13 protein-coding genes are annotated in these 11435 nt (G+C 58.9%); 10 read left to right on the forward strand and 3 right to left on the reverse strand.

Features of this window, described 5'->3' with window-relative positions; genetic code table 11:
• Positions 1-4 precede the first annotated feature (4 nt).
• The 4 genes from phaC (ACIOU6_RS19805) (at position 5) to ACIOU6_RS19820 (ending at position 5164) form a co-directional block, all read left to right on the forward strand.
• Positions 5-1684, forward strand: coding sequence for a class II poly(R)-hydroxyalkanoic acid synthase (phaC, locus tag ACIOU6_RS19805; RefSeq protein ID WP_221731316.1), 1680 nt, complete (start codon positions 5-7; stop codon positions 1682-1684).
• Positions 1685-1837: 153 nt separating this feature from the next.
• Positions 1838-2692: a poly(3-hydroxyalkanoate) depolymerase gene (gene phaZ, locus ACIOU6_RS19810; RefSeq protein WP_221731317.1), complete on the forward strand. Its 855-nt coding sequence runs from the start codon at positions 1838-1840 to the stop codon at positions 2690-2692.
• 138 nt (positions 2693-2830) lie between these two features.
• The gene (gene phaC, locus ACIOU6_RS19815) at positions 2831-4513 is read left to right on the forward strand and encodes a class II poly(R)-hydroxyalkanoic acid synthase (RefSeq protein WP_221731318.1); all 1683 of its coding nucleotides are present in this window, start codon (positions 2831-2833) and stop codon (positions 4511-4513) included.
• 30 nt (positions 4514-4543) lie between these two features.
• Entirely contained in the window at positions 4544-5164 is a 621-nt protein-coding gene (locus tag ACIOU6_RS19820) for a TetR/AcrR family transcriptional regulator (protein ID WP_401138683.1), read from the forward strand.
• 192 nt (positions 5165-5356) lie between these two features.
• On the opposite strand, the gene ACIOU6_RS19825 is transcribed toward ACIOU6_RS19820, so the two are convergent.
• From ACIOU6_RS19825 to ACIOU6_RS19835, 3 genes are all read right to left on the reverse strand, one after another.
• Positions 5357-6214: a phasin family protein gene (locus ACIOU6_RS19825; RefSeq protein ID WP_401138684.1), complete on the reverse strand. Its 858-nt coding sequence runs from the start codon at positions 6212-6214 to the stop codon at positions 5357-5359.
• A gap of 10 nt (positions 6215-6224) precedes the next feature.
• Positions 6225-6647, reverse strand: a complete 423-nt coding sequence (locus ACIOU6_RS19830; protein WP_221731321.1) for a phasin family protein — start codon at positions 6645-6647, stop codon at positions 6225-6227.
• A 244-nt stretch (positions 6648-6891) separates the two neighbouring features.
• Positions 6892-7167: a polyhydroxyalkanoic acid system family protein gene (locus ACIOU6_RS19835; RefSeq protein ID WP_221731322.1), complete on the reverse strand. Its 276-nt coding sequence runs from the start codon at positions 7165-7167 to the stop codon at positions 6892-6894.
• A gap of 154 nt (positions 7168-7321) precedes the next feature.
• On the opposite strand from ACIOU6_RS19835, the gene ubiE reads away from it, so the two are divergent.
• The 6 genes from ubiE to ACIOU6_RS19865 all read left to right on the forward strand — a co-directional run bounded on the left by ubiE (position 7322) and on the right by ACIOU6_RS19865 (position 11431).
• Positions 7322-8092, forward strand: a complete 771-nt coding sequence (gene ubiE, locus ACIOU6_RS19840) for a bifunctional demethylmenaquinone methyltransferase/2-methoxy-6-polyprenyl-1,4-benzoquinol methylase UbiE (RefSeq protein ID WP_221731323.1) — start codon at positions 7322-7324, stop codon at positions 8090-8092.
• Complete coding sequence (locus ACIOU6_RS19845) at positions 8092-8715, forward strand: SCP2 domain-containing protein (protein WP_095187467.1); 624 nt, start codon at positions 8092-8094, stop codon at positions 8713-8715. Before ubiE ends, ACIOU6_RS19845 begins: the two co-directional genes overlap by 1 nt.
• Positions 8712-10316 carry a ubiquinone biosynthesis regulatory protein kinase UbiB gene (gene ubiB, locus ACIOU6_RS19850; protein ID WP_221731324.1) on the forward strand — a complete coding sequence of 535 codons (1605 nt, stop codon included), beginning with the start codon at positions 8712-8714 and terminating at the stop codon, positions 10314-10316. Before ACIOU6_RS19845 ends, ubiB begins: the two co-directional genes overlap by 4 nt.
• Before the next feature lie 81 nt (positions 10317-10397).
• Positions 10398-10799 carry a phosphoribosyl-AMP cyclohydrolase gene (gene hisI / locus ACIOU6_RS19855; protein WP_401138685.1) on the forward strand — a complete coding sequence of 134 codons (402 nt, stop codon included), beginning with the start codon at positions 10398-10400 and terminating at the stop codon, positions 10797-10799.
• Positions 10792-11124, forward strand: a complete 333-nt coding sequence (locus ACIOU6_RS19860) for a phosphoribosyl-ATP diphosphatase (protein ID WP_007909355.1) — start codon at positions 10792-10794, stop codon at positions 11122-11124. Before hisI ends, ACIOU6_RS19860 begins: the two co-directional genes overlap by 8 nt.
• Positions 11125-11149: 25 nt before the next feature.
• A complete protein-coding gene (locus ACIOU6_RS19865) occupies positions 11150-11431 on the forward strand; it encodes a twin-arginine translocase TatA/TatE family subunit (RefSeq protein WP_221731325.1) in 282 nt (93 codons plus the stop codon).
• Positions 11432-11435 lie beyond the last annotated feature (4 nt).

Here is an 11435-nt window from a genome sequence, read left to right on the forward strand (position 1 = left end):
GTAGATGAGTAACAAGAATAACGATGACCTGAAGTATCAAGCCTCGGAAAACACTCTGGGGCTTAACCCCGTCGTTGGGCTGCGCGGAAAGGATCTGCTGGCCTCTGCTCGTATGGTGCTGAAACAGGCCATCAGACAACCGATCCATAGCGTCAAGCACGTCACCCATTTCGGTCTCGAACTGAAGAACGTGTTGTTCGGCAAATCCGAACTGCAACCGGCAGGCGATGACCGTCGTTTCGCCGATCCTGCGTGGAGCCAGAACCCGCTCTACAAACGTTATCTGCAAACTTACCTGGCGTGGCGCAAGGAACTCCACGCCTGGATCGACGACAGCAGCCTGTCACCCAAAGACATCGCTCGCGGCCATTTCGTGATCAATCTGATGACCGAAGCCATGGCCCCGACCAACACGGCAGCCAACCCGGCGGCGGTCAAACGCTTCTTCGAGACCGGCGGCAAAAGCCTGCTCGATGGCCTCTCGCATCTGGCCAAGGATCTGGTGCACAACGGCGGTATGCCGAGCCAGGTCAACATGGGCGCATTCGAGGTCGGCAAGAGCCTGGGCGTGACCGAAGGCGCGGTGGTGTTTCGCAACGACGTGCTGGAGCTGATCCAGTACAAGCCGATCACCGAGCAAGTCCACGAGCGTCCGTTGCTCGTCGTGCCGCCGCAAATCAACAAGTTCTACGTATTCGATCTGAGCCCGGACAAGAGCCTGGCGCGTTTCTGCCTGCGCAATAACGTGCAGACGTTCATCGTCAGCTGGCGCAACCCGACCAAGGCCCAGCGCGAGTGGGGTCTGTCGACCTACATCGATGCGCTGAAAGAAGCGGTCGATGTGGTGACCGCGATCACCGGCAGCAAAGACATCAACATGCTCGGCGCCTGCTCCGGTGGCATCACCTGCACCGCCCTGCTCGGCCACTACGCAGCCCTTGGCCAGAACAAGGTCAACGCCCTGACACTGCTGGTCAGCGTGCTCGATACCACCCTGGACAGCGACGTTGCCCTGTTCGTCGACGAGCAGACCCTGGAGACCGCCAAGCGTCACTCGTATCAGGCTGGCGTGCTCGAAGGCAAAGACATGGCCAAGGTTTTCGCGTGGATGCGTCCCAACGACCTGATCTGGAACTACTGGGTCAACAACTACCTGCTTGGCAATGAGCCGCCGGTGTTCGATATTCTGTTCTGGAACAACGACACCACAAGGTTGCCGGCCGCGTTCCACGGCGACCTGATCGAGATGTTCAAAAACAATCCACTGATCCGCCCCAATGCACTGGAAGTGTGCGGCACGCCGATCGACCTCAAGCAAGTCACCGCCGATATCTTTTCGCTGGCCGGCACCAACGACCACATTACCCCGTGGAAGTCCTGCTACAAGTCGGCGCAGTTGTTTGGTGGCAAGGTTGAATTCGTATTGTCGAGCAGCGGCCACATCCAGAGCATTCTGAACCCGCCGGGTAATCCGAAATCGCGCTACATGACCAGCGAAGGGATGGCCGCCAACGCCGATGACTGGCAAGAGAACTCGACCAAGCACACTGATTCCTGGTGGCTGTACTGGCAGGCGTGGCAGGCCGAGCGCTCGGGCAATCTGAAAAAGGCTCCACTGAAACTGGGCAACAAGGCGCATCCGGCAGGCGAAGCATCGCCGGGCACTTATGTACATGAGCGGTAACTGACACACCTCATCCCCAATGTGGGAGCGAGCCTGCTCGCGAAAGCGATCGTTCAGCCAGTATCGATATTGACTGACATGACGCCTTCGCGGGCAAGCCCGCTCCCACAAGGGTTCAGGGTGATATTGAGATCGACCCACAGGGCCTGAAGCATGCCGCAACCGTTCATATTCCGTACCGTCGATCTGGATGGCCAGACCATTCGCACGGCGGTGCGCCCCGGCAAGCCTCACTTGACGCCCTTGCTGATTTTCAACGGCATCGGCGCCAACCTGGAGCTGGTGTTTCCGTTTGTCGCGGCGCTGGACCCGGATCTGGAAGTGATCGCCTTCGACGTGCCCGGTGTCGGTGGCTCCTCGACGCCGAACCGACCGTATCGCTTTCCCGGCCTGGCCAAGCTGACGTCACGGATGCTCGATTACCTCGACTATGGTCAGGTCAACGTGATCGGTGTGTCGTGGGGCGGCGCGCTCGCGCAGCAGTTCGCCTACGACTACCCCGAGCGCTGCAAGAAACTGGTGCTGGCGGCAACCGCTGCCGGTGCGGTGATGGTGCCGGGCAAACCGAAAGTGCTGTGGATGATGGCCAGCCCCCGGCGCTACATTCAGCCGTCCCATGTCATCCGTATCGCACCGTTGATCTACGGCGGTTCGTTCCGCCGTGACCCGACCCTGGCCGCCAGCCACGCAGCAAAAGTGCGCTCGGCGGGCAAGCTCGGTTACTACTGGCAACTGTTCGCCGGTCTGGGCTGGACCAGCATTCACTGGCTGCACAAGATCCACCAGCCGACGCTGGTGCTGGCCGGCGATGACGATCCACTGATCCCGTTGGTCAACATGCGCATGCTCGCCTGGCGCATTCCCAACGCGCAGTTGCACATCATCGATGACGGTCACCTGTTCCTGATTACCCGCGCCGAAGCTGTGGCGCCGATCATCATGAAATTCCTCGAGGAGGAACGTCAGCGCGCGGTGATGCACCCGCACCCGACACCGCTGGGCGGCTAACCGCAGCGGCAGGCTTTATGCAGTGCTTTATACACAGTGCGTGGCAGGACGCCGCGCAGGCAGCAACCCGCAACAGCGACTATGGTGTTCTGGTTCGGTGAGTTTGTTTTTGGCCTGAAGACGAAGGAGTGTTGATACATGCGCGAAAAACCAGCAAAGGGCGTTGTACCCAGCTCCGCCGTGTTCATCAATGCACAAAGTGCGATCGCCGGGCTGCGAGGCCGAGACCTGATCTCGACACTGCGCAGTGTGGCCGCCCATGGCTTGCGCAACCCGATCCACAGCGCGAAGCACGCGTTGAAACTCGGCGGCCAATTGGGCCGCGTGCTGCTGGGCGAAACCCTGCACCCGACCAATCCACAGGACAGCCGCTTCGCCGACCCGGCATGGAGCCTGAATCCGTTTTACCGGCGCAGTCTGCAGGCGTATCTGGCTTGGCAGAAACAGGTCAAAAGCTGGATCGACGAGAGCAACATGAGCCCGGACGATCGCGCGCGCGCGCAGTTTGCCTTCACCCTGCTCAACGACGCCGTAGCACCGTCCAATACATTGCTCAACCCGCTGGCGATCAAGGAGTTGTTCAACTCCGGAGGCCACAGTCTGGTGCGCGGCCTCAGTCATCTGTTTGATGATTTGCTGCACAACGACGGCCTGCCTCGACAGGTCACCAAGCAAGCATTCGAAGTCGGCAAAACCGTCGCCACCACCACCGGTTCAGTGGTGTTTCGCAACGAGATGCTGGAGCTGATCCAGTATCGACCGATGAGCGAAAAACAGTACGCCAAGCCACTGCTGGTAGTACCGCCGCAAATCAACAAGTACTACATTTTTGACCTCAGTCCGCAGAACAGCTTCGTCCAATACGCCCTGAAAAACGGCTTGCAGACCTTCATGATCAGTTGGCGCAACCCCGATGTGCGCCACCGCGAATGGGGCCTTTCGACTTACGTTGAAGCGGTGGAAGAAGCGATGAACGTGTGCCGGGCGATCACCGGCGCCCGCGAGATCAATCTGATGGGCGCCTGCGCCGGCGGGCTGACCATCGCCGCTCTGCAAGGGCATTTGCAAGCCAAACGGCAACTGCGGCGGGTCTCCAGCGCGACCTATCTGGTCAGCCTGCTCGACAGCCAGATCGAAACCCCGGCCACGCTATTTGCCGACGAGCAAACCCTTGAAGCCGCCAAACGCCGTTCCTATCAGAAGGGCGTGCTGGAGGGTCGCGACATGTCCAAGGTTTTCGCCTGGATGCGCCCCAACGATTTGATCTGGAGCTACTTCGTCAACAACTACCTGTTGGGCAAAGAGCCGCCAGCCTTCGACATTCTTTACTGGAACAACGACAACACACGGCTGCCCGCCGCGTTTCACGGCGACCTGCTGGACTTCTTCAAGCACAACCCGCTGACCCACCCCGGTGGTCTTGAGGTCTGCGGTACGCCGATCGATCTGCAGAAAGTCACTGTCGACAGTTTCAGCGTCGCCGGCATGAACGACCACATCACCCCATGGGATGCGGTGTATCGCTCAACCTTGCTGTTGGGGGGTGATCGACGTTTTGTGCTGTCCAACAGCGGCCATGTACAGAGCATTCTCAACCCACCGACCAACCCGAAAGCCGCCTACATCGATAACGGCAAGATGAGCAGCGATCCGCGCGCCTGGTACTACGACGGCAAACACGTCGACGGCAGTTGGTGGCCGCAGTGGCTGGAATGGATTCAGCAACGCTCCGGCGCCCAGCACGAAACCCAGATGACCCTCGGCAACCCGAACTATCCACCGATGGAGGCAGCACCCGGCACTTACGTGCATGTGCGCTGACGCTTAACCGACTTTTTCTAAGAAGACTGGATGAAAACCCGCGACCGGATTCTCGAATGTGCTCTGCAACTGTTCAACGAAAAGGGCGAGCCGAACGTTTCCACCATGGAAGTTGCCAATGAAATGGGGATCAGCCCCGGCAACCTTTACTACCACTTCCACGGCAAGGAGCCACTGATTCTCGGACTGTTCGAACGTTTCCAGAATGAACTGGCGCCGCTGCTGGATCCGCCGCCGGAGGTGGAGTTGGCGCCGGAGGATTACTGGCTGTTCTTGCATCTGATCGTTGAGCGACTGGCGCAGTATCGGTTCCTGTTTCAGGACCTGTCGAACCTGGCCGGACGCCTGCCGAAACTGGCGAAGGGGATTCGTCATTTGCTCAATGCCTTGAAACGCACACTGGCATCGTTGCTGGCGCGGTTGAAGGCGGCAGGGCAGTTGGTCAGCGATACGCAGGCGCTGGGGCAATTGGTGGAGCAGATCACCATGACGCTGCTGTTTTCACTGGACTATCAGCGAATTCTTGATCGCGAAGGTGAGGTCAGATTGGTTGTTTACCAGATCATGATGCTGGTGGCGCCGCACTTGCTGCCGCCGGTGAAGGTGGCGACGGAGCGGATGTCGCTGCAATACCTGGAAGATCACGATTGATCGCAAACACCAAGAACCCTGTGGGAGCGGGCTTGCTCGCGAAGAGGCCAGTACATCCGCTACATCTTGTGTGACAGGAATGCCGCCTTCGCGAGCAAGCCCACACAGGGGTTCGCAGTGGTCTTGAGATTATCTACACAAACAAAAACGCCCGACCTTCGCAGGCCGGGCGTTTTCTTGCTTCCTGAAAAATCAGGACTGACTGGTTGGCGTCGACGGGGTCGATGCAACAGTCGGGGTTGCCGCCGGAGTCGGTGCAGCGGCGGAGTTCGACGTGCTCACCGGGGTTGCCGAAGTGGCAGGCTTGGCCGCTGGAGCGGCCGGTTTCGGCGCAGCGGCTTTCGGTGCGGCCGGTTTTTTCACTGCCGGTTTTTTCGCCGCAGCCGGTTTGGCCGCTGGCTTGGCAGCAGGTTTGGCGGCTGCGGTTTTCGCTGCTGGCTTGGCGGCAGTTTTAGCTGCTGGTTTGGCCGCAGCTTTTGCAGCAGGCTTGGCAGCGGCTTTGGCAGCAACCGGTTTGGTCGCAGGTTTTGCAGCCGCTTTAGCCAGTGGCTTGGCCGCGGTTTTCGCTGCTGGTTTGGCCGCCGCCGTTTTGGCTGCTGGCTTGGCTGCAGCGGTTTTCGCCGCTACCGGGCGAGCTTTCTCCCCGGTAAGTTTTTCGATCTGCTTGGTCAAGGTTTCCACCTTGCTGTGCAGCGCTTTCACTTCATTGCGGCTCGGAACACCCAGGCGCGAAATCGCGCTGTTCAGGCGCTTGTCGAAAGCACCTTCCAGCTCGTCCCACTTGCCCAGTGCGCGATCTTTAACGCCACTGATGCGCGACTTGGCCGAAGAAGCAGAATCCTTGGCGGCATCGACTTTTTTGCCAACCACAGACTTGGTGAGCTTCTCGGCTTTCTCGCCGTCTTTGACCAATGTATCGAAGAGTTTGCTGCCGTCAGTGTCGATCTTCGAGTACACGCCTAAACCAGCCAGCCAGATTTTGCGGGAGTAGTCTTCGACTTTCCCAATCCACGAGCTGCCTTCTTTATCGGTGTTCTTTTTACCAGCCATCCCGTTCTCCTTAAGATTTACGCGCGACGCGTTCGAGCAATGCCGTCAGCTCATCGAGCTTAGCAGAGAGTGTCTCAACGTCATGTTTAGACGGAATGCCGATACGATTCAAGGCGCTTGCAACACGGGAGTCGAACGCCTTCTCGACCTTGTCGAGTTGAACTTCGACGCGACCTTTGAAAGAGCTGACCTCACCCTTGACTTCATCGATCTCGGTGTTGGCTGCTTCGAGTTTTTCGGTGACGGCTTTTTTGCCTTTCTTTTCAACCGTTTGACCAGCCTTGATCAACTCTTGAAAGTAGTCGCTGCCCTCTTGGCCGACCTTGGCATAGGCACCCAGGCCTGCCAGCCAGATCTTGCGGGCATAGGATTTCACGTCGCTCAGAGCAGAAGTCGAAGCGTCGATTTTTTTCTTCAAAATTACTTTGGCCATGGTGCACCTCACGCGCAGAAGGTTTGAGGAACTGCCCGCGAAAGTGTCGGGCTCAGGCACAAAGTAGGCAGAAAAATTAGAAACGGCACCCTAACAACTGACATAAACAGCAGGAGCACCACGAAACAAATGTGGGAGCGCGCTTGCTCGCGAAAGCCTCTTATCAGTCAACAGACTCATCAACTGACAGACCGCTTTCGCGAGCAAGCCCGCTCCCACCGGGGGATTTCATTTCAGGCAGAAATCAAACCAGCGCTTTGTCCAGCGCCTTCTCGATCTCGGCTTTGATCATGCCACTCATGGCCGACATCATCAGACCCAGCTCCACGTCGACCCTGATCGAATCGTCGGCGACATGCACCGCACCTTTAACGCCCGAACGCTTGAGGTTCAAGGTGTCGCCCGACCATTGCGGCTCCAGGCCATATTGATCGGACAGTTTCTGCGCCAGCTTGTCGGCCTTCTCGCGGGCCGCTTCCTTGCCCAGGTTGTGGGCACGCTCAACACTAATACGGGCCATTGAATGACTCCTGCTTTATGAATGCTTGTCGGTAAATCTTGACCGCATCTGCGGCAAATCGTCCCGAAGGTTGCCCATCTTACCTTTAGCCATTCCAAGACAAAGCATGGCTTGGGGATTAGAATGTCGCGCATTCTCTTTTGGTGACAGCGATATGACTGATCAGCGCAAAGGCAGCGATGCCGAACCCACCACTCACTTCGGCTTCAAAAACGTTCCGGAAAGCCAGAAAGCGGAAAAAGTCGCTGAGGTGTTCCACTCCGTAGCCGCCAAGTACGACTTGATGAACGACCTTCTGTCGGGCGGCATGCACCGTCTGTGGAAACGTTTCGCGATCGAATTGTCGGGCGTGCGCAGCGGTAATCGCGTGCTGGACATCGCCGGCGGCACTGGCGACCTGACCAAAAAATTCTCCCACCTGGTCGGCCCGACCGGCCAGGTTGTGCTGGCTGACATCAACGAATCCATGCTCAAGGTCGGCCGTGACCGCCTGCTGGATCTGGGTGTGGCCGGCAACGTCGAATTCGTTCAGGCGGACGCTGAAAAACTGCCGTTCCCCGACAACCATTTCGACTGCGTGACCATCGCTTTCGGCCTGCGCAACGTGACGCATAAAGAAGACGCCCTGCGCTCGATGCTGCGCGTGCTCAAGCCCGGCGGCCGTCTGCTGGTGCTGGAATTCTCCAAGCCGACCAACGCGCTGATGTCCAAAGCCTACGACGCCTACTCGTTCGCTTTCATGCCACTGATGGGCAAGCTGATCACCAACGATTCGGAGAGCTATCGCTACCTGGCCGAGTCGATCCGCATGCACCCGAATCAGGAAACCCTGAAATCGATGATGGTCGACGCCGGTTTCGACCGCGTGACCTATCACAACATGACCTCGGGCATCGTCGCCCTGCACCGCGGCATCAAGCCCTGATGTTGCTCACCGGGCTGCTGGCCAGCGTCGAACTCGGCCTGAACCGGGTGCTGCGTCTCGACAGCACGGCGCTGCCGCGGCTGGCGCATTTGACTGGCAAAGTGATTGCCGTCGATTGCCGCAGCCCGGCGCTGCAACTGTTCATCCTGCCGAGTGATGAAGGTCTGATGCTGGCCTCCCACTGGGAAACCGGCGTCGATTGCACCTTGCGCGCTCCGGCTTCAAGCCTGGTGAAACTGGCCCTGAGCAAAGACAAGACCGCGGTGCTGCATGCCCCGCAAGTCGAGCTCGATGGCGACAGCGGTGTGCTGCTGGAACTGGCCGGTGTGTTGCAGGATCTCGAGCTGGACTGGGAGTACGAACTCTCGCGCTGGCTCGGCCCGGTCGCCACACAACTGGTCGGTGGACATCTGCGCAGCCGCGCACGCTGGTATCAACAAGGATTTGCCAGTCTCAACCAGAACCTCGCCGAATACCTCGCCGAAGAATCACGCACCCTCGTCGGGCAGCGCGAAGCCGAAGCGCGGTTCAGCGAACTGGACCGGATCAAACTTGATCTGGAACGTCTCGAGGCGCGTTTCGAGCGCCTTTCCCGATCCCTCGACCCAAGCGATAACGCATGAAGCTGCTTGCCGTCCGCCGTCTGTTGCGCATCCAGCGCGTCGTGATCCGCTACCGCCTCGATGACCTGCTGTTCGATCTGCCGCTGCCCTGGTTCCTCCTGGCGCTGCGCTTTGTGCTGCCGTGGCGCTGGTTTGCGCGCAAGCCGCTGGATCTGAGCCGGGGTGCGCGTTTACGCCTGGCATTGCAGGATCTGGGGCCGATTTTCATCAAGTTCGGGCAGATTCTCTCGACCCGTCGCGACCTGCTGCCGGAAGACATCGCCGATGAACTGATGCTGCTGCAGGATCGCGTGCCGCCATTCGATTCGCAGGTTTCAATCAAGCTGATCGAAGAGCAACTGGGCAGAAAGATCGACGAAGTCTTCAGCCGCTTCGACGTCAAACCACTGGCCTCGGCCTCGGTCGCACAGGTACATGCCGCGCAACTGAAAACCGGCGAAGAAGTGGTGGTCAAAGTCATCCGCCCGGGCCTGAAGCGGGTGATCGCGCAGGATCTGGCATGGCTGTTCATCCTCGCCCGCGCCGCCGAAAAAGTATCGGCGGATGCCCGTCTGCTGCACCCGGTGGACGTGGTTCAGGATTACGAAAAAACCATCTACGACGAACTCGATCTGCTGCGCGAGGCGGCCAACGCCAGCCAGTTGAAGCGCAACTTCGAAGGCTCGCCGCTGCTCTACGTGCCGCAAGTCTATTGGGACTGGTGCCGGCCGAAAGTGCTGGTGATGGAGCGTATCTACGGGATTCAGGTGACGGATCTGGCGACCCTCGCCGACCAGCGCACCGACATGAAAATGCTCGCCGAACGCGGCGTGGAGATCTTCTTCACCCAAGTATTCCGCGACAGTTTCTTCCACGCCGACATGCACCCGGGCAACATCTTCGTCAGCACGGTCAACCCGTGGAGCCCGCAGTACATCGCGATCGACTGCGGCATCGTCGGCAGCCTGACCCCCGAGGATCAGGATTACCTGGCACGCAACCTGTTCGCCTTCTTCAAGCGTGACTACCGCCGCGTGGCGCAACTGCACATTGATTCGGGCTGGGTGCCGGCAGAAACCAAACTCAACGAATTCGAAGCGGCGATCCGTACCGTGTGCGAGCCGATCTTCGAAAAACCATTAAAAGATATTTCATTTGGCCAGGTGCTGATGCGCCTGTTCCAGACGGCGCGGCGCTTCAACATGGAAGTGCAGCCGCAGTTGGTGCTGCTGCAAAAGACGTTATTGAACATCGAAGGCCTCGGCCGTCAGCTGTACCCGGATCTGGATCTGTGGAACACCGCGCAGCCGTTCCTAGAACGCTGGATGCGCGAGCGCGTCAGCCCGAAAACCTTGATCGGCAACGTGCAGAGCCAGTTCGAACAGTTGCCGCACCTGGCCAATATGGCCCGCGACCTGCTCGAACGCATGTCCCAGCCACATGCCAACGACCCACCGCCACCGTGGCACAAACGCAAGGACGACTGGTTCCTGCGCCTGCTTGGCAGTGCCCATCTGGCGGGCGGTACGGTCCTCGCCGCCGGTGGCCCACTGAACGAGCTGGGGCATTGGCCTGCGGGGATCATGGTGGCTGTCGGCTTGTATCTGGTCGTTCGCCGATAGCCAGTTCCATGATCGGCTGGCACACTGTTTCAACGCCTGAACCCGACTATTAGAAGTGCGGGTTCGCTGTCGGAGTCGAAGATGAAAAACTGGCTGGACGAGATCAAGTGGGACGCTGATGGCCTGGTGCCGGCGATTGCCCAGGATCACAAGACCGGACGCGTGCTGATGATGGCCTGGATGAACCGCGAAGCGCTGGAACTGACAGCCGCGGAAAACCGTGCCATCTACTGGTCACGTTCCCGTGGCAAGCTGTGGCGCAAGGGCGAAGAGTCCGGCCACGTACAGACCCTGCATGAAATGCGTCTGGACTGTGACGCCGACGTGATCATCCTGATGGTTGAACAGATCGGCGATATTGCTTGCCATACCGGCCGTCAAAGCTGCTTTTACCGTGTCTTCGAAAACGGCGACTGGAAAACAGTCGACCCGGTACTCAAAGACCCGCAAGCCATCTATTGCGCAGGACACAAACATGAGTGACACCCTGACCCGTCTGGCCGAAGTGCTCGAAGAGCGCAAAGGCGCCGCTGCCGACAGCTCGTATGTGGCTAGTCTGTATCACAAGGGTCTGAACAAGATTCTGGAGAAAGTCGGCGAAGAGTCGGTCGAAACCATTATTGCCGCCAAGGACGCCGCCATCAGCGGTGATTGCAGCGACGTGATTTACGAGACCGCCGACCTGTGGTTCCACAGCATGGTCATGCTCGCCCAACTGGGGCAGCATCCGCAGGCTGTGCTCGATGAACTGGATCGTCGCTTCGGTCTGTCCGGACACGTCGAGAAAGCCTCGCGTCCGTCCGCCTGAACAACTTTGAGAGAGGAACTGCAACATGGGCATTTTTGACTGGAAACACTGGATCGTCATTCTGGTAGTCGTGGTGCTGGTGTTCGGCACCAAGAAACTGAAAAACCTCGGCACCGACGTGGGTGAGTCGATCAAGGGCTTTCGCAAAGCCATGAACGACGACGAGAAGCCAGCCGCCGATCCAACCGTGACGCCTGCGCAACCGGTGCCACCAGTGCAGCCGCAAGCCACCGCTCAGACCAATGCGCCGCACACCATCGACGTGCAGGCACAGAAAGTTGAAGAGCCGATCCGCAAAGACGTGTGAGCAC

Source organism: Pseudomonas sp. NPDC087615 (assembly GCF_044743445.1).
GTDB lineage: Bacteria > Pseudomonadota > Gammaproteobacteria > Pseudomonadales > Pseudomonadaceae > Aquipseudomonas > Aquipseudomonas baetica_A.

Coding starts and splice junctions, on each gene's coding strand:
- ACIOU6_RS19845 (WP_095187467.1), top strand. CDS start 8,092: ATGTTGCTCACCGGGCTGCTGGCCAGCGTCGAACTCGGCCTGAACCGG.
- hisI (WP_401138685.1), top strand. CDS start 10,398: ATGAAAAACTGGCTGGACGAGATCAAGTGGGACGCTGATGGCCTGGTG.
- ubiB (WP_221731324.1), top strand. CDS start 8,712: ATGAAGCTGCTTGCCGTCCGCCGTCTGTTGCGCATCCAGCGCGTCGTG.
- ACIOU6_RS19830 (WP_221731321.1), bottom strand. CDS start 6,647: ATGGCCAAAGTAATTTTGAAGAAAAAAATCGACGCTTCGACTTCTGCT.
- ACIOU6_RS19820 (WP_401138683.1), top strand. CDS start 4,544: ATGAAAACCCGCGACCGGATTCTCGAATGTGCTCTGCAACTGTTCAAC.
- phaC (WP_221731316.1), top strand. CDS start 5: ATGAGTAACAAGAATAACGATGACCTGAAGTATCAAGCCTCGGAAAAC.
- ACIOU6_RS19865 (WP_221731325.1), top strand. CDS start 11,150: ATGGGCATTTTTGACTGGAAACACTGGATCGTCATTCTGGTAGTCGTG.
- ACIOU6_RS19860 (WP_007909355.1), top strand. CDS start 10,792: ATGAGTGACACCCTGACCCGTCTGGCCGAAGTGCTCGAAGAGCGCAAA.
- ubiE (WP_221731323.1), top strand. CDS start 7,322: ATGACTGATCAGCGCAAAGGCAGCGATGCCGAACCCACCACTCACTTC.
- ACIOU6_RS19835 (WP_221731322.1), bottom strand. CDS start 7,167: ATGGCCCGTATTAGTGTTGAGCGTGCCCACAACCTGGGCAAGGAAGCG.
- phaC (WP_221731318.1), top strand. CDS start 2,831: ATGCGCGAAAAACCAGCAAAGGGCGTTGTACCCAGCTCCGCCGTGTTC.
- phaZ (WP_221731317.1), top strand. CDS start 1,838: ATGCCGCAACCGTTCATATTCCGTACCGTCGATCTGGATGGCCAGACC.
- ACIOU6_RS19825 (WP_401138684.1), bottom strand. CDS start 6,214: ATGGCTGGTAAAAAGAACACCGATAAAGAAGGCAGCTCGTGGATTGGG.